The sequence below is a fragment of the Chondromyces crocatus genome (genome assembly GCF_001189295.1).
Lineage (GTDB): Bacteria > Myxococcota_A > Polyangia > Polyangiales > Polyangiaceae > Chondromyces > Chondromyces crocatus.
In genome coordinates, this window is record NZ_CP012159.1 from 7,071,816 (window position 1) to 7,090,744 (window position 18,929).

Here is an 18,929-nt window from a genome sequence, read left to right on the forward strand (position 1 = left end):
TCCCCCGCTACTTCGCGCCGAGCCGGTCCAGAATCCAGGCGCCGGTGAATGCAGCGTCTTTCACACGATCATAGCGGCCCGAGAGGCCCCCGTGACCGGCGGGGTCCAGGTGAATCTTGAACAGCACCGGGTTCGCGTCGGTCCGGGTCGCCCGGAGCTTGGCGACGTACTTCGCGGGCTCCCAGTACATCACCTGGCTGTCGTTGTACGCCGTGCGCACCAGCACCGGGGGATAGGCCTTCGCGGTGATGTTGTCGTAGGGGCTGTACTGGAGCATCGTCTCCAGGTCTTCCGCCTTCTTGGGGTTCCCCCACTCCTCGAACTCCCCGACGGTGAGCGGTAGCGACTCGTCGAGCATCGTGTTGATCACGTCGACGAACGGCACCTCGGCGACCACCCCTGCGAACAGCTCGGGACGCAGGTTCGTCACCGCACCGACCAGCAAGCCGCCCGCACTCCCCCCCTGGATCACGATCCGCTTCGGATCGGCCACCCCTTGAGCGACGAGGGACTCCGCGGAGTCGATGAAGTCGGTGAACGTGTTCATCTTCTTCTTCATCTTGCCTTCGTCGTGCCAGGTCTCGCCCAGCTCTCCCCCACCGCGAATGTGCGCGAGGGCGAAGAGGACATCGCGATCCAGCAGCGAGATGCGTGCCGAGGAGAAGTACGGGAACATCGGGATGCCGTACGAGCCGTAGCCATAAAGGAGCACGGGGGCCTTCCCCGATCCGAGCGCACCCTTCCGGCCTGCCAGAGAGATCGGGATCTTCGTGCCGTCCTTCGCCGTGGCGAAGACCCGCTTCACCTCGTAGCGCTCCCGGTCATAACCCCCCGGGATCACCTGACGCTTCCGCAGGTTCAGCTTCTTCGTCGCCGGCTCGTACTCGTAGATGCTCTCGGGCGTGATGGGCGACTCGTACCGGAAGCGATAGCTGGTCGCGCCGAACTCCGAGTTCCACTCGGGCCAGAGCGCATAGACCTCATCGGGCAAGGCCACGCGGTGAGATCCTTCGAGCGCCATCGACTTCCCCGGGAAGACGCGCAGATGCCGCCCTCCACCTTCGCGCTCCAGGGCCACAGTGAAGCCGGCGAACGGCTGGATCCTCTCCAGCATCACCTCGCTCCGGTAGGGGATCACCTCCTTCCACGAGGCGCGATCGGGCCGATCGAGGGGCGCCTTCACCAGGCGGTAGTTCGTGGACTTCGGGCCTCCGGCCGTGGCGGGTGAGTTCGTGAGGATCAGCAGGTCCCGATCGCGGTGCTCGACCTGGTACTCGTGGTCTTGCTCCCGGGGAGCCACCACGACGAGCGCCCCGTTCGGCTTGTCCTCTCGGAGGAAGCGCACCTCGCTCGTGGTGTGGCTCTCGATCTGGACGAGGATCAGCGCACGGCTGGCCGAGCGACTGACGCGCATGCCGAAGCGCTCGTCCTTCTCCTCGTGGAGGAGGGTGTCCGTCGCCGGATCGGTGCCGACCGCATGGCGGTAGAGGCGATGGGAGCGCTTCGTCTGCGGGTCCTCGACCGTGTAGAAAGCCGTGCGGCCGTCCTTCGTGAAGACCACGCTGGTGACACGCTCGATCCGCTCGGGCAGCAGCGCGCCGGTGCGCAGGTCCTTGAAGTGCAGCACGAACTGACGGAATCCCGTCGTATCCAGACCGTACGCGAGCAGGTTGCCGTCGTCGGAGACCTTCACCGGCCCGAGTCCGACGAACTTCTGCCCCTTGGCCAGCTCGTTGACGTCGAGGATCACCTCTTCCTTCGCCGCGTCTCCGCCCTTCACGGGCTTGCGCGCGAGGATGGGGTACTGCTTCCCCTTCTCGTCGCGGTTGTAATAGAGGAACGCGCCGTCCTTGTGCGGGACCTCCGTGTCGTCCTCGACGAGACGCCCGAGCATCTCCGCATGAAGCTTCTCCTCCAGCGGCCGGAGATGCGCCGTCATCTGCTCCGTGTAGGCGTTCTCCGCCTTCAGGTGCGAAAGCACCTCCGGAGCGTCTTTCTTCTGGAGCCAGGCATAGTCGTCGACGAGCTTCTTCCCGTTGGCCAGCTGGACCACGTGCGGAACCTTCTTCGCCACCGGGGCGACCGGCCCTGCAGGGGGTGCTTCGACAGCCGCAGAGGAAGTGCCTGACGGCGTACCGAGCTGGGCAGGTGGCGGTTCCGCCGAGGGGGTGGCCGAGCAGCCGAGGGAGAGCGACGTGACGAGGAAAAGTCGTCCTGCATGGCGGAAGGGCATGGGCCGGGACGCTACTCCATGGGCTCTCACCTGTCGCGCTCACGAAGCCGCGCCCAGGTCCGAAAACGGCCAGACAGCCACCGCACGGTTCGCTAGAAACGCTGCCGTGACGCTCGACGACGACACCTGTTACCGCGCGCTCACGGCCCGCGATGGCCGCTTCGATGGCGTCTTCTTCGTCGCCGTCAGCACCACGGGCATCTACTGCCGCCCCGTGTGCCGGGCGCGCACGCCGGGCCGTGAGCGGTGCGCGTTCTACCGCAGCGCCGCCACGGCCGAACGGGACGGCTACCGCGCTTGCTTCCGCTGCCGCCCCGAGCTCGCGCCGGGCGCTGGCCTCGTCGACGCCTTGCCGCGGCTCGTCGCGCGCGCCGTCGCTCGCATCGACGCCGGGTTCCTGAACGAAGGCTCCGTCGACGACCTCGCGGCGCTTCTCGGCGTGACGGGCCGCCATCTCCGCCGCGCCATGGAAACCGAGCTGGGCGTCTCCCCCATCGAGCTCGCCCAGACGCGCCGCCTCGCGCTCGCCAAGCAGCTCCTCCAGGACACCTCGCTCCCCCTCTCCGAGATCGCCTTCGCCAGCGGCTTCGCCAGCGTGCGCCGCTTCAACGCCCTCTTCCAGACCCGCTTCGGCAGGCCACCGTCCGCGCTCCGCAGAGAGCGCGCCGTGGGCTCGCAGGAACGCAACGAAGGAACCCTCGTGCTCCGACTCGACTACCGCCCCCCCCTCGACTGGTCCACCTTGCTCACGTTCCTCGCGGGCCGCGCCATCCCCGGTGCCGAGCGCGTCACCGACGGCGTGTACGCCCGCACGGTCCGCCTCGGTGACCTCACCGGCTGGATCACCGTGCAGCACGACGAGAAGCGCGCCGCGCTCCGCATCGAGGCTGCCCCATCGCTTGCCGACGCGCTCATGCCCCTCTCCGCGCGGCTGCGTGCCCTCTTCGACCTCGACGCCCACCCGACCGCCATCGCCGCGCACCTCGGCCGCGACCCGCTCCTCGCAGGCCCCGTCGCGCGCCACCCTGGCTTGCGCGTCCCTGGCGCGTTCGACGGCTTCGAGATGACCATCCGCGCCGTCCTCGGCCAGCAGGTCTCGGTCCGCGCCGCGACCACCCTCGCCGGCCGCCTCGCCGCCCGCTTCGGCGACCCACTGACCGTCCCGATCGACGGCCTCGGACTCCTCTTCCCCACCCCCGCGCGCCTCGCCGCCGCGGCCGAAGACGACGTCGCCTCCCTCGGCCTGCCTGCCACCCGGGCCCGCGCCATCCTGGCCATCGCCCGGGCCATCCACGGCGGCACGGTCTCCCTCGATCGCCACGGCGACCCCGAGGCGGCCCTCCCTGCGCTCTGCGCCCTCCCTGGCATCGGCGACTGGACCGCCCATTACGTCGCCATGCGCGCCCTCGGCTGGCCCGACGCCTTCCCTTCCGGCGACCTCGCCGTCCGCAAGGCCATGGGCGGCATCACCGCCAGAGCCGCCACCACGCGCGCCGAGCCCTGGCGCCCCTGGCGCGCTTACGCCGTCATGCACCTCTGGACCAGCCTCTCGGACGGAGCCGGCGGATGATCCGCTACCACCTTCACGTCGCGTGCCCCCTGGGCCTGCTCCGCCTCGACGCCACCGACGACGCGCTCGCCGCGCTCTACACCCCCGAGCACCGCTGCATCCCCGCGCTTTCGACCGCTCCCGGCGATCGGCACCCCGCCCTCCTCGAAGCCCGACGCCAGCTCGCCCAGTATTTCGCTGGCGACCGCCTCACCTTCGACCTCCCCCTCGCCCCGCAAGGCACCCCCTTCCAGCGCACGGTGTGGACCGCGCTCACCCGCATCCCCTTCGGTGTGACCACCACCTACGCTGCAATCGCCACGCAGCTCGGCCGCCCCACTGCCGCCCGCGCCGTCGGCGCCGCCAATGGCCAGAACCCGCTCTCGATCATCGTCCCCTGCCATCGCGTGATTGGCGCGAACGGCGCGCTCACCGGGTATGCAGGGGGCCTCCCCACGAAGCGGTGGTTGCTCACCCACGAGACCGCCATGCTGGAAAAGAAAGTACCTGGCACGATTCTCACCAGCAATCACGCGACCGGCTGACGAAATCAGCACAGCGCATCTCCGAAATCGTTTATGGGTCCGCCAGAAAGGCAGGATCGCCATGCTGTTTCGGAACGCTTGCGGCGCCGTGGTGCGCACCGCCATCGCTGCGTCTCTCACCCTGCTCACCGCCTGCGTGGCGGATCTCGCCGACGAACCCCTCGACGAAGCCGAGATCCTCGACGAAGCCGTCGAAGCCCTCTCCCAGGGCGTCGGCTCCACCGCCGCCCGCGCGGCCCTCGCGCTGCGCTGGGCGCCCATCCATTACCAGGACGTCGACGTCACCGGATCCCATGCCCTCGGCGGCCGCTCCGATTACATCAGCCGCGTCGATTTCGATGGCGACTGGATAGCGACGAACAACTGGGAGAACACCCCCAATCACCCCCTGCGCGCGCACGCCTACCACAACGTCGTCGAGACCAGCTCCCACTGGTACATCATCTACACCTTCTTCCACCCGCGCGACTGGGCCGACAACGTCTTCGAGACCGAGCACGAGAACGACGCCGAGGGCGTGCTCGTCATCGTCGGCCGCGACGGCAGCACCTACGGAAGGCTCCTCGGCGCCGTCACCGTCGCCCACAAGGACTTCTTCTCGTTCGTGCCCACGGGGAGCCCCTTCACGGGCAAGAACGAGTCGGTCGACGGCACCCTCCGGCTCGCGTCGCACGACGGCCACGACCACCCCATCACCGCCCAGGAAGCCAAGGGGCACGGCCTCAAGGCCTGGCCCAGCTACGACATCGTGGGCGACGGCGTGAAGTACTACCCCTCGCTCACCACCGCCGAAGAGCCCATGTCCGCGTACGACGACGACGTCCGCTACAAGCTCATCGACGCGTACGGCCCCGAGGGATTCTGGCCGCGTCGCCAGCTCGCCAGCCTGTTCGCCTCGCACGGCACCTTCGCGGGCGACAAGGGCGGCGGCTGCGGCCTCTTGCCCCACCTCTGCACCACCAACGCCGCCAACGCCCCGTGGGGCTGGGACGACAAGGACGACGGCCCGGTCCTGCGCGGCGAGATCGCCACCGACCCGGCCAAGCTCACGGCGCATTACTTCAACGTGCCGAGCGGCTTCTCCAGCAGCTACACCTTCAACCCCTTCCAGAACATCGGCGCCGACCCGAATACCCCGTGAGCGGGTGAGTCCACCCACCTCTCCACGGCGCCATCGGCCACGCTGGCTGCCCTTTGACGACCGCCGTTGCCCCGTGAGAACGTCCGCCTTTTGGCCTGGGATCGATCGCGCGATCGCAGGCCATTACCCCCTCAGGAGCCGACGTTCCATGCACCGACGAAGTCCCCCCATCTCCCTCCTGCAAGGCGCGCTCGGCGCCTTGCTCGCCCTCACCGCCTGCAGCGCCCCGGCGCCCGAGCCGGCCCCCCTCGCCACCGAAGCGGCCCCCACCGCCACCGATCCCACGGCGACGGCCAGCGCCGCCCTCTCCCAGTGCGTCACCGTGCAGCGTGGCGCGTACGGCGTCGTCACCGACACCTACCTCAACAGCGCCTACCCCGGCGATCACAGCTCCGGCGCTTACCCCGCCGTGTACACCGGCAGCAACGGCTCGGGCGAGAAGCAAGCCCTCGTCCGGTTCGAACTCGAATTCCTGCCCCCTCACGCGCTGATCGAGACGGCCACGTTCACCGTGAACCAGACCTACCGCGCCACCGCGAGCGACGTCCGCGTCCACCGCGCCACCGCCGCCTGGTCCGAGGCCGCCACCAGCTGGAACAGCTTCGCTGCGGCCTTCGATCCCGCCGTCGTCGGCGTGCTCCACACGACCAGCGGCTTCGGCCCCCGCAGCCTCGACGTCACGGCCCTCGTGCAACAGTGGACCGACGGCACCGTCGACAACCATGGCCTTCTCCTCGAAGAAGACCTCACCAGCACCACCCAGTGGCGCAGCAGCGAAGCGAACTACGTCACCGAGCGCCCTGCCCTCACGGTGTGCTGGACCGATCCCACCTGCTCTCCTGCGTGCGCTGGCCCGGGCGAGGTCTGCGAGCTCGGCCAGTGCGTGGTGAACTGCACCGCCCCCGAGGCCGTCCCTTGCGACGAAGGCACGGTCTGCAACGTCGGTGAGGGCGCCTTCGGCGCATGCGTTCCCCCCTCCGACCCCTGCGTCGTCTCCGGCACCCTGGCGGCCTGCGGCGACCAGAGCTGCGGCCCTGGCGCTGCGTGCGACACCGCCGTCCACCAGTGCGTCCCTGCCCTCCCCTGCACCGACGTCGCCTGCGACGATGGCGTCTGCCACGGCACGGGCTGCGGCTGTGATCGCCCTCCGCCCACCTGCGCCCCCGCCCCGCTCGCCAACCTCAACACGAGCGCGTTCCGCAACGCCCTCGCCGATCTGAAGTTCGACGCCACGTGCAACGCCTGGGGCGTCACCATGCTCTCCGGCACCGACTACCTCCGGCGCATGACCCCTGCTGGCATCGTCACCAGCTTCGCGGGGAGCGCCAACTTGAACATGGGCGAGGTCGCCATCGCGCAGGGTGACACCGCCACCTTCGGCCCGGATGGCATCGAGGTCGCCCTCACGTACATCTGCTGCGCGAGCTGCGGCTGCGCGGCCAACCCTCCTCAAGGCGTCGGTCGCTGGAACCCGCCGACCAACAACCTTCCCAACGTCGCCCCCGCCACCTCCACCACCGGCACCGGCCCGTTCGGCAGCGTTCATTTCGACACGGGCCCCGCGGGCCTCGCCTGGGGCCTCGACGACCAGCTCTACATCGGCAACCTGTCGGGCAACGGCACCCTCTCGCGCCTCGACCCGCAGACCTACACCCGCACCAACTTCGCCAGCATGGGCTCGCGGGTCTACGGCACCGCCCCCATCGACGGCAGCCGCTTGCTGGTCGCCCTCGCGAACCGCCAGATCCGCCTCTTCGACATGAACACCGGCACCAGCATCCTCTTCGCCACCACCGCGCAGGACGTCACGGGCATGGTGCGTGACCCGTGGAACGGCCGCGTCTACGTCGCGCTGCGCGGCGGCGCCATCCGGGAGTTCTCGGGCGCCGGCGACGACCTCGGCCTCTTCGCCCAGGGCCAGGGCTCTGGACGCATCACCATCGCCGGCGACGACCACCTGTACTTCGTGAGCCTCACGACCGGCGCGGCCATCCAGCGCTGGACCCTCCCCGCCACGTTCTGACCGAGGCGGCCCTGGGGCGTGGAGCGAGCCTCGCGCACCGCGCCCGCGGCCCCTCGTATGACCCCCAACGCGCGAGGTGCGCTTGACCTCGACACCGGCCCCCGATAGCACCGATCCATGGACCTTCGCCCGGGTTTACGCGTCGATCGCTACACCTTGATCGAGCCCCTCGGCGCCGGAGGTCAAGGGGCCGTCTGGAAGGTCGCCGACCCCGTCGAGAACGCGGTCCGCGCACTCAAGCTGTTCTCTCTTCAGCAACTCGAAGGCCCCGACGCGGAGCGGGCGCGGCGTGAAGCGCGCGCCGTCGCGGACGCGTCGCATCCCTCCCTGGTCCCTTGTCGCGGGCTCTTCGAGCTCCCTTCCGAGCGCCTCGTCGGCCTGGTGTTCGACTTCGTGGCGGGACGCTCGCTCGCCGACGCAGCCCGGGATCCGCGCATGAGCCCCGAGCACCGCCGCGCCGCCCTCGTGCACCTCGCCGGAGTCCTCGCCCACGTCCACCAGATCGGCGTGGTGCACCGCGACCTGAAGCCGGCCAATCTCCTGATCACCGACACCTTCTGGCCTGCGCCCCACGACCCGTCTGGCCTGCGTCTGCTCGACTTCGGCATCGCCGCACGAGCAGGCAACCCCAGGCCGCTCACGGCCACCGGCGCCGTCATCGGCACCCTCGCGTACATGGCCCCCGAGCTGCTCGCCCCGAGCCGCTGGCGGATCCATGGCGGAGGTTTCCAGCGCGACCTGTTCGCCTTCGGCGTGCTCGCCTGGGAGCTTCTCCACGGCGTCCATCCCACCGGCCTCGACCCCAGCGCATCGAGCGCGGACTTCGTCGCCGTGTACCTCGCCGCCGACACACGACGGCACCCCTGGCCTCCCGCAGACGTGCCTGGCCCTCTCGGCGCCGCCCTCCGCGCCTGCCTCGAACTGGACGCGGCGCGTCGCCCACCGAACGGCGCCGCCTTGCTGACCCTGCTGACCGGTGGCCCCGCAGCCTACGCGCCCACCTCCTCGAACCACCCACCGGCCACCCCGCCCACCGCGACGCATGCTGGGCCGAGGACCTCGCTCGATCCCTCCCACCACGCCAGGGCGTCGTCCCCCTCGCTGCCTGGGCCCCCGGCGAGCGTGCCCATCGCCTTCCGGAACGCCCCCGCCCCGGAGGATCCCCGGGCGACACGCACCACCCCCATGCCGTCTCCACCCTCCGGCGCGGGGTCTCCAGCCCTGTCGGGCCTACGCACGTCCTTGAGCGCGCACAGCGTCCCTCGCTCCTCCCTGCACAGCACCGCGCCGGAGACGCTCCCCTCCCGCGAGCCCTCGGCGCGCGCGTCCCTCTTGCTGACCCTGGGCATCGTCCTCGGCGCCCTCGGGACGGCGGCGGGTGTGTGGATGGTGCTCGGCCGTGCTCCCCGATCCGCCTCCACCACCGAAAGCGCACCACCTCCCGTGATGCCCCCCAGCGCGCCTGCAGCCGCGGATCCCGGCTCGCAGGCGCCAGCCCGGGCAGCTCTCCCGACCCCTTGCTGCAAGCCCTCCCCGCAGAGCTGCGTTTCCCCCGAACGCGCTTGCTCTGCAGGCCCTGGTTGCGAGGACAGCCAGCTCCCGGAGCACCCGTTCTTCCTCCGCCTCATCGGTGCGGCCGAGCGCCCTCCGGGGAGCACGAAATACACGATCGACATGGCCGAGATGCACCCCAGCGCCGAAGTCTGCGTCCGCCGTGTCGTCAGCGGGAACGAGGTCTGCGCCAGCTTCAGCGAGATCTCGGCCCCAGGTGGCGCCAGGAGCCGGCGGCTCCCCATCACCACGGCCGACGTCACGAAAAGCGGCCTCGAGATCCGGATCAGGGAAGGCGAGCAGCTCCTCGCCCAGGGCCGCAACGCCAGCAACCACGGCGGCGTGACCAGCGCCATCCTGTGCCAGGGCATGCTCCTTTACGTCGGCCCACGCGACCAGGCGTCCGTACGCCTCGGCATCGATCTCGATCCCCTCTGAGCCGCGCGATCCGCCGAGCCCTCCTGCACCCCCCGAGGACACCATGCCCACCCGCCCCCGCGACATCACCACCGAAGAGCATCGCCCCCCGGACCTCGCGCCTCCGAAGCCGGTACGCCCTGCCTTCCTCGCCGCCTTCCCCACCCAGGTCTTCGTCCCTCTTCCCCGCACCGCCACCGCCGTGGGCCGCTCCTGGCTCGCCGACGCCGGCATCACGGACAGCAAGGTCTCCACCGAACACCTCCGCCTCACCCGCGCTGGCGGCAAGCTCCAGATCGAGGACCTCACCTCGCGCAACGGCACCTGGCTCAACGGCATCAAGCTCACCCCGCGCGAGCCCGTCCCCGTCGAGGACGGCGCCATTCTCCGTCTCGGTGGCACCCTCTTCGTGTACCGCGAAGCCTATGCCGGCCCCGACAAGCCCGCCCCGCCCCTCGGTGCCCTCGTCGGTCCGTGGGGCCTCGACACCGTGCACGAAGCGCTCCGCGATCTGGAAGGCAGCGTCCCCTGGAACGTCCTCGTCGAGGGGGAAAGCGGCGCCGGAAAAGAGCTGCTCTCCCGCCACATCGCCACCGTGTACGGCCGCAGCCGCAAGCCGTTCGCCAGCGTCAACGTCGCCGGCGTGTCCCCGAGCCTCTTCGAAGGCCAGCTCTTCGGCTGGACCCGCGGCGCCTACACCGGCAGCGTCGAAGCGAGCCCGGGCATCCTCGGCGCCCACGCGGGAGGCACCGTGTTCCTCGACGAGCTGGGCGAGCTTCCCCTCGAACTCCAGCCCAAGCTCCTCCGGTTCCTGGACAACCACGAAGTGCAGCCCGTCGGCGCACCGCGCACCCAGAAGCTCGACCTGCTCGTCATCGCCGCCACCAACCGGGAGCTCCAGGAAGAGGTCACGCACGGCAGGTTCCGCCTCGACATGCTGGCCAGGTTCCGCACCCGCCTCACCCTCCCCCCTCTGCGCGAGCGCCAGGAGGACCTCTACGCCATCGCCAAGGCCTGCTGGAACTCGTCCCCCTCCACCCCTCCCATCGACCGCGCCGTCATCGACGTCGAAGCCATCGAGCGCCTCATGCTCCACGACTGGCCCGACAACGTGCGGGGACTCGAGCGCATCATCGCGTTCGCGCAGCGGCGCAACGAACTCTCCATGTCGCTCGTGTCCCAGCAGCTCGGCCCGTTGCCGGAGGGCGCCGCGGTCACGCTCACCCGCGAGGCGGTCCTCGCCGCACTCGCCCGCTGTGGTGAGAACAAGTCCAACGCCGCAAAGCTCCTCGGCGTCTCCCGCGGCAAGCTGCTCCACTGGCTCAAGAGAAACACCCGCGCTTAGGAGCATCCAGACTCCGCTCGCAGCCCCCCGTCGCTTCCCTCTCTCGCCCCTCATTCACACGGCAGGGGCACGCGCCCCCGCCGCCCCGCGATCCACTCGAAAAATCTGGCATGTCTCGCCGCTTCGGGCCTGACCTCATGGCATCCGGAAGCGGGCGGAGTGCACGGCCGTGTGCATCAGAACTCGTAATCCCCGCCGCGCGCCTCGAACCGCTGCGGAAGGAACCCCACCTGCGACCACGCCTGTTCGAGCCCCACGTCGAGAATCGGCTTGCTGTAACGGTGCTGGCCCGTGATGTCGTCGAAGAACCGCCCCGCCGGGTCCACCATGGCGTAGCTCCCCGTGATCGCCTCGTGATCCTCCGGCACCAGCACCATCCCCTGCCCTTCCAAGTGCCGATGTCGCTTCACGAAGGCCGCGAACGCCTCCTTCGAACACACCAGCGGCTCGATGCGCCCGCTGTTCTGCCCCTCGACCGGCAATGCCTGCAGGATCTTCCACCGCTCGGGCCTCAAAGCGAGCAGCAACTCCGACATCTTCTCCCCCGCATTCAGCGTCGTCACCACCGTGTTCACCTTGATCCGCATCCCCAGCGCACGCGCATTCCCCACCACCTCGACGTAGCGCTCGGTCGCCATGGCCGCGCCCTTCACCGCACGCCCCAGCAGCGCATGAGTCTTCTCCGACGCACTGTCGATGCTCAGCGTGAGCCAGTCGAGCTTGCCCTGCAGACGCCCCAGGTACTCCGGCGTGAGCCGGGATCCGTTGGTGACCAGCATCGTCACCGCCCCAGCGCGCTTCGCCACCTCCATCAGCTCCACGAGCCAGGGGCACAGCGTCGGCTCCCCTCCCGCGAAGGTGATCTTCTCGAACCGCCGCGCCAGCGTCGCCACGACCGCGATCGCATCATCCTGCAACAGGTGCCCCTTCGGCAGCAGACCCGCCCCCATGTCGTCGAACGTCGCGAAGCAGAACGTGCAGCGCATGTTGCACGGCTTCCACAGGTGATAGTTCACCGAGCGCGGCAACGGATGCACCCTTCCTCCCTCGCTCCCACGACCGAGCAGCACCATCTCGTGCTCCACATCCAGCCCGTCCCACCCCGTACTCGGCATCATCTGCAGCAGCGCTCTCCCCTTCGACTTCGTCATGACCACGCCTCCCTTCTGACCTCCCCATCAGCAGGGACCGTGCCTGGAGCAGCGCCCTCAGCATCCACCGAGAAACAGAGGCCTTTTCAACCATCGGCTCCCTTCGCCACAGCCAGCCGCCCCTGATCGCGATCAGTCCTCCCCCCTCCTGCACTGCTCACGATCACGCCCGATCGCGCTGCGGAGAGCGCTCCATCGACCGACACCGGAACCGACACCGAGGACACACCTCGCCCGACCCCTGCCGACCGACGGCCCCTTTCCACATGGACTGACCGCCGATCTTTGCGTTATCACGCGGAAACGACGAACCCGGCCTCGCGTACTCGCGTGGAGGCCAGCCCCCTTCACTCCAGAACGGCCGGCATCCTGCAAAGCGACGCCAGCGACGCCCCCCTCGACCCCTCTCGATGTCCAGGCAACGCCGGACGACGCCACCCGATTCCAAGGACTTCGACGTGAACTCCACGAACTTCTTCGAAAGCCCGTTCCGAGGCAAGCTGCTCTCCGAGCAGGTCAAGAACCCCAACATCCTCGTCGGCCGGTACAGCTATTACTCCGGCTATTACCATGGCCACTCCTTCGACGATTGCGCTCGCTATCTCTTCCCCGACCGCAATGACGTCGACAAGCTCATCATCGGCAGCTTCTGCTCCATCGGATCCGGCGTCGCGTTCATCATGGCCGGCAACCAGGGCCACCGCAGCGACTGGGTGTCGACCTTCCCGTTCTTCTACATGAGCGAGGTCCCCTCCTTCGCCGGTTCGATCGACGGCTTCAAAGGCGCCGGTGACACCGTCGTCGGCCACGACGTCTGGATCGGCTCCGAGGCCATGATCATGGCCGGCGTCCGCATCGGCCACGGCGCCCTCATCGGCAGCCGCGCCCTGGTCACCCGCGACGTCGAGCCGTACACCGTCGTCGGTGGGAACCCTGCCAAGCCCATCCGCAAGCGCTTCTCCGACGAGCACATCGCCCTGCTCCTCGAGATGGCCTGGTGGGACTGGTCCGACGACCAGCTCCACGGCGCCATGAAGCTCCTCTGCGCAGGCGACATCCCCGCCCTCCACGCCCACTGGCGAGCGCACGTGGCCAGCGCCCCCAAGGCGCCCTGACCTGCCACGGCGCCAGCCAAGGCGCCCTGACCTGCCACGGCGCCAGCCAGTGCCGCCATTGGCGAGCACGACGACCCCGGGGTATAGGTCTCGCGCTCGACGCTCGAGCGATTCGACGTCAGCGCATCCACATCTCCCGGGAGACTGGCTCATGTCGCAGCAAACCGTTTACCTCTTCGTCTTCGACACCCTCGCCGACTGGGAGGCCGGGTTCGCCATTGCGCACATCAATCAACCCGAGCACCAGAAGAACCCGGGCCGCTACCAGATCCGCACCGTGGGCCTCACCCGCGATCCCGTTCGCAGCCTCGGCGGCGTGACCATCGTCCCCGACCTCGGCCTCGCCGACCTGCGCTCCGAAGGCACCGCCCTGCTGATCCTTCCTGGCGGCACGGTCTGGGACGCCGAAGGCATCCCCGCAGCCACGGACAAGGCCCGCGAGCTCCTGGCCGCCGGCGTCCCCGTCGCCGCCATCTGTGGCGCCACCGCCGGCCTCGCCCGCGCCGGCCTCCTCGACGACCGCGCCCACACCAGCAACGCCCGCGACTACCTCGAAGCCACGGACTACAAGGGCGCCGCCCACTACCGCGACACCCTCGCCGTCACCGATCGCGACGTCATCACGGCCTCCGGCCTCGGCGCCCTGGAGTTCGCCCGCGAGATCTTCCGCCTCCTCGACGTCTACCCGGAGCCGATGCTCGACGCCTGGTACGGCCTCTTCAAGGGCCAGCCCCAGCCCACCTGAAGACCGCCGCTTCTCTTCTGCCGGGCCGCTCTCCGCCAGCGCTCCCTGCTCGCTCCCTCACCGCTTCTTCGCAGCATCCGTCGCCCGCTGCGCCTTCCAGAGCGGCGCATAGTCGTACGTCGGATAGAACTCGGTCCTGAACGCCCCCCACGCTCCCCGCTCGATCGCCAGGTTCACCGCGCGCAGCTTGTCCGGCGGCACCCGCAGCGTCACCACCTGCCCGATCCCCATCATCACGTACCAGGACACCACCTCCGTCCCCTCCGGCGGAAAGCTGTGGCGGAACCCCGAGCGGTCCAGGTGCGCGTTGATCTGATCGAGCGTCTTCGTCTGATCGTGTCGCAGAAAGATGGTCAGCAGGATGGCGTCCGACGGCATCTCGACGCTCGGACCCATGCTCGCCGCCCGCCCGATCCCGCCGGCCCCTGCGGCCGCGCTGGGCGCCCCCACCCCTCCGCCCGCCGGACTCCCTTCCCCCGCTGCCCCCGCTGCCCCCGCTGCCCCCGCTGCCCCCGCTGCCCCCGCCGTCCCCGCCGCCCCTTCCGCGCCCTCCACGACGCCAGCCCCAGCGGTGCCCCCCCGCGCGACCGCGCCCCCCGCTGACCCCCCAGCGCCGCGCTCCGTGGCCCCCCGCTCCCCGCCCTTCGCTCCGTTCTGGCGCTCGAGCGACGCGGGCGTGTCCGGCGCAACCGGCACCATCTCGGGCGCCACGGGAGGAAGGGCACAGCCCCACAGCACGAGGGCCACCGCGGAGCGGAACGGAAGAGCGCTCTTCATGGCCCTGACCATCGTTCCCTCCCGGTCCCTGCGCAATGGCCCTCGTCCCCTCCATTCCGTCTCGTGCGGTATCCGCGCCGGTTCCGACCCAGCGGCGCTCGCCAGGACGAACGCAGCGCCCTCTTCGAGCATCGAGATCACCAGCTCATGCGCACCCGCCCCTCGGTTCTGCTCCGACACCCCATCGCCGTCGCCTTCGCGATCATCCTCCTGTTCGGGCTCCTCCGGGTCACGGTGGACATCGCCCATTTCCTCCTCCTGGGCTTCTTCTCCATCCTGCTCGCGACCGTTCTGCTCTACCCCATCGATCTGCTCTCGCGGCGCATGCCCCGTGGCGTCGCGGTGCTCATCACGGCGGTGAGCATCGTCGGCGCCATCGTCGGCACCATCGTCTTCGTCACCCCTCGCCTCCTCGCTCAAGCCAGGCAGCTCGGCGAGCAGCTCCCCCAGGCAGCCAACCGCCTCCACGATCTCTGGCTCCGCCTCCTCCACAGCGCCCCCCTCGCCCAGGTCCCCGAGGCCCAGAAGCTCGCCACCACCTTGCCCGAGCGCGTCGGCGAGGGGGTCCACTGGCTCGCCGCCCACCTCGTCCCGGCCGCGGTGAACCTCGTCTCCGCCCTGTCGACCCTGGTCCTCCTGTTCGTGCTCGCCCTGTTCCTCGCCCACCAGCCCGCGACCTACCACAAGGGCCTGCGCGCCCTCGTCCCCCGTGACCACGAGCCGGTCGTCGACGAGGCCTGGCGCCGCTTCGGGCGCGCCCTCCGCGGCTGGATGGGCGGCATCCTCGTCTCCATGACCCTCATGGGCACCCTCACCGCCCTCGGCCTCCTCGCCGTCGGCGTCGAGAGCTGGCTCATCCTCGGCGTCCTGACGTTCTTCGGCACCTTCGTCCCCTACGCCGGCGCGCTCATCACCGCCATCCCCGGCCTCGCCGTGGGCCTCGCCGAGTCCCCCGAGCGATTCGCCTACGTCGCCCTCGTGTACCTCGGGGTGCACATCGTCGAGGGCTACCTCGTCGAGCCGATGGTGATGAAGCGCGCCGTCTCGATCGAGCCTGCCGTGCTGCTGTTCTGGCAGATCACCATGAGCGCCGTCTTCGGCGTGATGGGCATCGTGGTGGCCACACCACTGCTCGTCTGCGTGCAGGTCGCCATCGGGTACTTCTACATCGAGCGGGTGCTGCACAAGGAATCAGGAGAAGCGACGCCCTCGGACGGCCCCCGGAAGCACGCACGTCCCGCCCCCTCGACGCCGCCGCCTGCTGCCTCGACGCCGCCGCCTGCCCCCTGACGCAACACGGCCTCTTCGCGCCCCCTTGGCCCCTTTGCCCTCCGCGGCTCACGCCTCGCGCGCGAGGGCGCTCACGAAGTCGAGGAACGCCCGGACCATCGCCGCCATGGGCTGCGCGGCGTGGTGGTACGCATAGAGCGGATACGTCTCGTCGGCCCACGCCGGGAGCACCTGGACGAGCCGCCCGTCGGCGAAGAACTCGCGCACGCCCAGTTCGAGGAGCTGCGTGATCCCCTGCCCGGCGAGGCACGCAGCGAGCATGGTGCCCACCTGGTTCACCAGGAGCTGCCCCTTCACGTCGACGGCGACGACCTTCTTCCCTCGCACGAACTCCCAGCCGAAGTGGCTCCCGGTCGAGGGATCGCGCATCAGGATGCACGCGTGCTGCTCGACGTCCCGCGGCCGACGCGGCGTGCCGTGCTGCGCGAGGTAACCAGGGGACGCGCAGGTGAGCACCCGCGTCCGCAGGAGCAGCCGGGCCTTCAGCGCCGAGGGCTCTGGCAGCCCGAACCGGACGGCGACATCGAACCCCTCGCGCACCAGATCCCCCATGCGATCCCGCACGACGAGCTCGACGAAGAGCGCGGGGTGCTGGGCGAGGAACTGGCCGAGGCGCGGGGTCAGCACGAACTGCCCGGTGCCTGGATCCACGTTCACGCGCAGGCGGCCGCGCACCTCTGCCCGCGCGCTCCCCGCCTCGATCGTCGCCTCCTCGATGGCGCGGAGGTGCGGCGCGATGGCCTCGTAGAACCGACGCCCCTCGTCGGTCAACGCGATGGATCGTGCCGTCCGACGGAAGAGGCGCACGCCGACGCGCTCCTCGATCCGCGCGACCGCGCGGCTGACCGCCGGCTGCGTGAGACCGAGCGCCTCGCCCGCGCCCACGAAGCTCCCGGCCTCCACGACGGCGCGGAGGATGCCGAGGCCGTCGAGCGCATGCCTGTCGGGATCACGAGCCATACTTTCCGTCATGCCTAGCATGCGGAGCATGCGGCTTGTGAGGGTCTCCGAATCGCCTCACAGTCGGGTCGTCGCGTGCGTCCCCCGACGCACGACCCATGCATGAGAAGGGAGAACGTTGCGATGCGTGTCTTCATCACCGGAGCCACGGGCTTCGTCGGCGCGGCCGTCGTCCGGGAGCTCATCGACGCTGGGCACCACGTGCTCGGCCTGGCTCGTTCGGACGCGAGCGCCGCCGCGCTCGACCGCGCGGGCGCCGAGGTCCACCGAGGCTCCATCCACGACCTCGACAGCCTCCGCAGCGGCGCTTCCGCGTGCGATGGCGTCATCCACACCGCCTTCGACCACGACTTCTCGAAGTACCGGGAGCACTGCGAGGCCGATCGGCGTGTCATCGAGGCGCTCGGCGCAGCCCTCTCAGGCTCCGATCACCCCCTGATCGTCACCTCGGCCGTCGGCGTCCTTCCCTTGGGGCAGCGCGCCACCGAGGCGACCCCGCCCGTCCAGGGAGCGCAGGCCCACCCGCGCGCCGCCACGGAGGAGGCGGCCGCCGCCGTCGCAGCGCGTGGCGTGCGCGTCTCGGTCGTACGCCTCCCGCCCTCGGTCCACGGCGAAGGCGACCACGGGTTCGTGCCCATCCTCATCGACATCGCGCGACGGACGGGCGCCTCCGCCTGCGTGGACGACGGCCAGAACCGCTGGCCCGCCGTCCACCGCCGCGACGCAGCCCGCCTCTACCGCCTCGTCCTGGAAGCGCCCGACGTCGTGCCCACGGCTCACGCCATCGCCGAGGAAGGCATCCCGTTCCGGGACATCGCCACCGCGATCGGCCGACATACGCACCTGCCCGTCGTCAGCACGTCTGCCGCCGAAGCCGCCCGACACTTCGGCTGGTTCGCGGGCTTCGCAGCGCTCGACATCCCCACCTCGAGCGCCCGCACGCAGGAGCGGCTCGGCTGGCGGCCCGAGCAGATCGGGCTCCTCGCCGACCTCGAACAGGGTCACTATTTCACGACCCGACCGGAGCCAACACCATGACCACGACCCCCACGACACGCCTCGGCAAGACTGGCCCCTCCGTCTTCCCCATCGCCCTCGGCTGCATGGGCATGGGCGCCGGGAGCTGGTACGGCGACAGCGACGACGACGAGAGCATCGCGACGCTGCACGAGGCCCTCGATCGCGGCGTGAACCTCCTCGACACCGGCGACTTCTACAGCATGGGCAAGAACGAGATGCTCGTCGGCAAGGCGCTCCGCGGCCGCCGTGACGACGCCCTCCTGAGCGTCAAGTTCGGCGCCCTGCGCGGCCCCGACGGCACCCACCTCGGCCACGACGCCCGCCCGGCCGCCGTGAAGAACTTCCTCGCCCACAGCCTGTCGCGGCTCGGGGTCGAGTACATCGACATCTACCGCCCCGCGCGCCTCGATCCCAGCGTGCCCATCGAGGACACCATCGGCGCCATCGCCGACCTGGTGAAGGCTGGCTACGTCCGCTACATCGGCCTGTCCGAGGTCGGCCCCGAGACGATCCGCCGCGCCGCGAAGGTCCACCCGATCTGCGACGTGCAGCTCGAGTACGCCCTGGTGAGCCGCAGCGTGGAGAGCATCCTCCCCACCTTGCGCGAGTTCGGGATCGCCATGACCGCCTACGGCGTCCTGTCGCGCGGGATGCTCACCGGCAAGACGCCGAAGGGCCAAGGCGATGTCCGCGCGCACTTCCCCCGCTTCGCCGCGGAGAACGTCGAGAAGAACCAGTCCCTCGTCCAGGCGCTCGCCCGCACCGCACGAGAGAAAGGCGTCACCCCCGCGCAGCTCGCCATCGCCTGGGTCCGCGCCAAGGCCGCCGAGCACCACGTGACGATCGTCCCGACGCTGGGAGCGCGGAACCGCCAGCAGCTCGCCGACGTGCTGTCGAGCCTCGACGTCTCCCTCGACGCCTCGGAGGTGGCCGCCCTCGAAGCCGCCGTCCCTGCCAGCCAGGTCGCGGGGACGCGCTACGCAGCGCCGGGGATGGCGATGCTCGACAGCGAGAAGTGAGCCCGGAGCCAGCCCCAGGCCCTGGAGTTCATTCCTCCGAGTGACATG

General features: G+C 70.0%; 15 protein-coding genes. 11 read left to right on the forward strand and 4 right to left on the reverse strand.

The genetic code is table 11. From position 1 onward, the window contains the following. Positions 1–7 precede the first annotated feature (7 nt). Positions 8–2,233, reverse strand: coding sequence for a S9 family peptidase (locus CMC5_RS25835; RefSeq protein WP_082362793.1), 2,226 nt, complete (start codon positions 2,231–2,233; stop codon positions 8–10). 106 nt (positions 2,234–2,339) lie between these two features. On the opposite strand from CMC5_RS25835, the gene CMC5_RS25840 reads away from it, so the two are divergent. From CMC5_RS25840 to CMC5_RS25865, 6 genes are all read left to right on the forward strand, one after another. Continuing rightward, positions 2,340–3,803, forward strand: coding sequence for an AlkA N-terminal domain-containing protein (locus CMC5_RS25840; RefSeq protein WP_050432913.1), 1,464 nt, complete (start codon positions 2,340–2,342; stop codon positions 3,801–3,803). Continuing rightward, on the forward strand, positions 3,800–4,327 hold the full coding sequence (locus CMC5_RS25845; protein WP_050432914.1) for a methylated-DNA--[protein]-cysteine S-methyltransferase: 528 nt from the start codon (positions 3,800–3,802) through the stop codon (positions 4,325–4,327). Before CMC5_RS25840 ends, CMC5_RS25845 begins: the two co-directional genes overlap by 4 nt. 61 nt (positions 4,328–4,388) lie before the next feature. Further along, complete coding sequence (locus CMC5_RS25850; protein WP_050432915.1) at positions 4,389–5,468, forward strand: hypothetical protein; 1,080 nt, start codon at positions 4,389–4,391, stop codon at positions 5,466–5,468. Positions 5,469–5,616: 148 nt separating this feature from the next. Next, positions 5,617–7,491 carry a DNRLRE domain-containing protein gene (locus tag CMC5_RS25855; protein WP_050432916.1) on the forward strand — a complete coding sequence of 625 codons (1,875 nt, stop codon included), beginning with the start codon at positions 5,617–5,619 and terminating at the stop codon, positions 7,489–7,491. Positions 7,492–7,647: 156 nt separating this feature from the next. Continuing rightward, the gene (locus CMC5_RS25860; protein WP_169796655.1) at positions 7,648–9,480 is read left to right on the forward strand and encodes a serine/threonine-protein kinase; all 1,833 of its coding nucleotides are present in this window, start codon (positions 7,648–7,650) and stop codon (positions 9,478–9,480) included. A 43-nt stretch (positions 9,481–9,523) separates the two neighbouring features. Further along, a complete protein-coding gene (locus CMC5_RS25865) occupies positions 9,524–10,804 on the forward strand; it encodes an FHA and sigma-54 interaction domain-containing protein (RefSeq protein WP_050432918.1) in 1,281 nt (426 codons plus the stop codon). A gap of 176 nt (positions 10,805–10,980) precedes the next feature. Here the strand turns inward: CMC5_RS25865 and CMC5_RS25870 are convergent, their stop codons facing one another. Beyond that, the gene (locus CMC5_RS25870; RefSeq protein ID WP_218920067.1) at positions 10,981–11,955 is read right to left on the reverse strand and encodes a viperin family antiviral radical SAM protein; all 975 of its coding nucleotides are present in this window, start codon (positions 11,953–11,955) and stop codon (positions 10,981–10,983) included. Between the two features lie 458 nt (positions 11,956–12,413). On the opposite strand from CMC5_RS25870, the gene catB reads away from it, so the two are divergent. Beyond that, positions 12,414–13,070, forward strand: coding sequence for a type B chloramphenicol O-acetyltransferase (gene catB, locus CMC5_RS25875; RefSeq protein ID WP_245677761.1), 657 nt, complete (start codon positions 12,414–12,416; stop codon positions 13,068–13,070). A 151-nt stretch (positions 13,071–13,221) separates the two neighbouring features. Next, positions 13,222–13,815 (forward strand): type 1 glutamine amidotransferase family protein, encoded by a 594-nt coding sequence (locus tag CMC5_RS25880; RefSeq protein ID WP_050432920.1) that lies wholly within the window; start codon positions 13,222–13,224, stop codon positions 13,813–13,815. Between the two features lie 57 nt (positions 13,816–13,872). Here CMC5_RS25880 and CMC5_RS48980 read toward each other — a convergent pair whose 3' ends face one another. After that, entirely contained in the window at positions 13,873–14,229 is a 357-nt protein-coding gene (locus tag CMC5_RS48980) for a hypothetical protein (RefSeq protein WP_342673968.1), read from the reverse strand. A 510-nt stretch (positions 14,230–14,739) separates the two neighbouring features. Between CMC5_RS48980 and CMC5_RS25890 the strand changes: the two genes are divergently transcribed. Next, a complete protein-coding gene (locus CMC5_RS25890) occupies positions 14,740–15,882 on the forward strand; it encodes an AI-2E family transporter (protein ID WP_050432921.1) in 1,143 nt (380 codons plus the stop codon). Positions 15,883–15,930: 48 nt separating this feature from the next. Here CMC5_RS25890 and CMC5_RS25895 read toward each other — a convergent pair whose 3' ends face one another. Next, entirely contained in the window at positions 15,931–16,842 is a 912-nt protein-coding gene (locus tag CMC5_RS25895) for a LysR family transcriptional regulator (protein ID WP_050432922.1), read from the reverse strand. Between the two features lie 123 nt (positions 16,843–16,965). Between CMC5_RS25895 and CMC5_RS25900 the strand changes: the two genes are divergently transcribed. Together CMC5_RS25900 and CMC5_RS25905 are read left to right on the forward strand one after the other, a co-directional pair. Continuing rightward, the gene (locus CMC5_RS25900) at positions 16,966–17,880 is read left to right on the forward strand and encodes an SDR family oxidoreductase (protein ID WP_050432923.1); all 915 of its coding nucleotides are present in this window, start codon (positions 16,966–16,968) and stop codon (positions 17,878–17,880) included. Continuing rightward, entirely contained in the window at positions 17,877–18,881 is a 1,005-nt protein-coding gene (locus CMC5_RS25905) for an aldo/keto reductase (RefSeq protein ID WP_050432924.1), read from the forward strand. Before CMC5_RS25900 ends, CMC5_RS25905 begins: the two co-directional genes overlap by 4 nt. The last annotated feature ends 48 nt before the right edge of the window (positions 18,882–18,929 follow it).